This is a genomic window from Pseudobutyrivibrio sp. OR37, from assembly GCF_900113655.1.
Taxonomy (GTDB): domain Bacteria; phylum Bacillota; class Clostridia; order Lachnospirales; family Lachnospiraceae; genus Pseudobutyrivibrio.
In genome coordinates this window covers 1-2,171 of sequence record NZ_FOQF01000072.1, presented here as the reverse complement: position 1 = coordinate 2,171, position 2,171 = coordinate 1, and the positions used below count along the sequence as shown (strand labels likewise).

Sequence of the window (2,171 nt, the reverse complement as noted above, 5' to 3'; positions counted from 1 at the left end):
GCATAGAAAAATGACCATACTTCATATAAAGTATGGTCATTCACTAAACATTCCATTTAGATATTTAACCTGTCTACTTGACAGGGGGCATATCAATTGTACAGGTGGCATCCATTTTTTATTCCTGAATATTACATAAAAGTTACGATAATGTTGCATAATCCTCGTTCTATTGATAAAATGTATTTATGGGGAAATCATTACATGAAAAGGGAGAAAATGTAAATGAAAAAACAAAAAAGAATTTTAGCAAAGGCCTTGGTACTGGCTCTTTCTGTCAGTGCTTTAAGCATGTATGTATCAACAGATGCGAAGGCTGCAAATGACACTGCACGCATTGATGATGGCTGGTATTATATCAAAGGCGTACAGTCACAAAAGTATTTGTCTGTTGAGGGGAACAAAGCTGGAGGATGGACTAATGTTTGCATCAATTCCGGCACAGGAGAAGACGGACAAAAGTGGTACGTTAGCAACACTAATGATGGCTATATTAATCTTAAGTCTGGCTTGGGAGAATATATGCTTGATGTATCTAATGGTGCAGATTCTGACAATGCTAACATCGGTATTTATCAGGGCTACGGCGGAGATGCTCAGAAGTTTGTTGTTAAGACTACAGACACAAATGGAATTTATACGATTGGAACAAAGGCTTCTAGTTTACAACGCTTTTTGGATGTAAGTGCCAGAAAAACAGATGATGGCACAAATGTTGTTCAGTACAGATTCAATGGTAATGTGAATCAACAGTGGCAGTTTGAAAGTGTAGGTGGACAGTCAGGTCAGCAGACACCTTCAACTAATCCTTCAGGAAATGCTGGTTCTACAGCAACTACAAAGGGCGTTGAATTAACATATACAATCAACAACTGGGGCTCAGGCTATCAGATTAGCTACAAGGTAACAAACAATTCGGGAAGCAAGGTTAATGGCTGGACAATCAAGCTTAATAAGAGTCAGGTAAATATTGGCTCTAGCTGGAATGTAAATGTTACTACAAGCGGCAATTATTATGTAATTACTCCTGTAGAGTGGAACAAGACAATTGAAAATGGTTCTAGTGTAGAATTTGGCTCACAGGGTTCAGGTGCAATAGGAAGCAAGATTGATTATTCAATTGAGGCTACTACAGCAGGTGGTCAGGTACCAGCTCCACAGCCAACACCACAACCACAGCCTCAACCTACACCACAGCCTCAACCTACACCACAGCCAACCAATCCAAACTATAATCCTACAGCTACAAAGTTTAGCAATAGCATACCTAAAAAGTATTCTACAGTAAGATATGGTGAAGGCTCTGGAACAATCAAGAACATAACATATACAGCACACGACTATGAGAATAATGGTAGAACATATACAAAGAGAGCAAATGTATATCTACCTGCAAACTATGATCCTAACAAGAAGTATTGTGTATTATATCTTCTTCATGGAATCGGTGGAAATGAAAATGAGTGGGGAATGTACAATAACTCATCTACTGTAAAGGCTATCATGGATAATCTTGCATATTATGGTGATATTGATTCCTTTATCGTTGTAACACCAAATGGAAAGGCTTCAGCAAGTGGTTCTACAAATTCCTTCTATGCTTTTGGAAAAGAGCTTAGAAATGATTTGATTCCTTATATTGATTCTCACTACAGCACATACGCTGACAGAGATCACAGAGCTTGTGCAGGTCTTTCAATGGGTGGTATGCAGACTATAAATATTGGTATTGGCGAGTGTGTTGATTTGTTTAGCTACTACGGAGCATTCTCAGCAGCACCAACAAGCAATAATGCTGCAAAGACAGCATCTCTTTTACGAAACAATAAATATCCAATTCACTACTTCTACAACATCTGCGGATTACAGGATGGAATAGCATATCCTAGTGCATCTGCTGCAGCAAAAAATCTGCCAGCTGTATGCAATCAGTTTGTAGATGGACAGAACTTTAAGTGGCAGGAATTAAATGGAGTTCATGACTTTAACATTTGGTTCCTTGGCTTCTATAACTTCGCACAGATAGCATTCAAATAGTAAATAATGACGATTTCCCCGAAAATCAGACCTGGGCTTAGGCCAATGTCATTAAGTTAAGAGGGATGTATAAAGATCTCTGCATCAGGAATGATGCAGGGGTCTTTTTTCTATAAAGGGTTGACATTAATGCA

Annotated in this window: 1 protein-coding gene; it reads left to right on the top strand. The window is 38.6% G+C overall.

Annotated features, from left to right (window positions below):
- Positions 1–225: 225 nt before the first annotated feature.
- Positions 226–2,037 carry a cellulose binding domain-containing protein gene (locus BM097_RS15935; protein ID WP_090552687.1) on the top strand — a complete coding sequence of 604 codons (1,812 nt, stop codon included), beginning with the start codon at positions 226–228 and terminating at the stop codon, positions 2,035–2,037.
- Positions 2,038–2,171 lie beyond the last annotated feature (134 nt).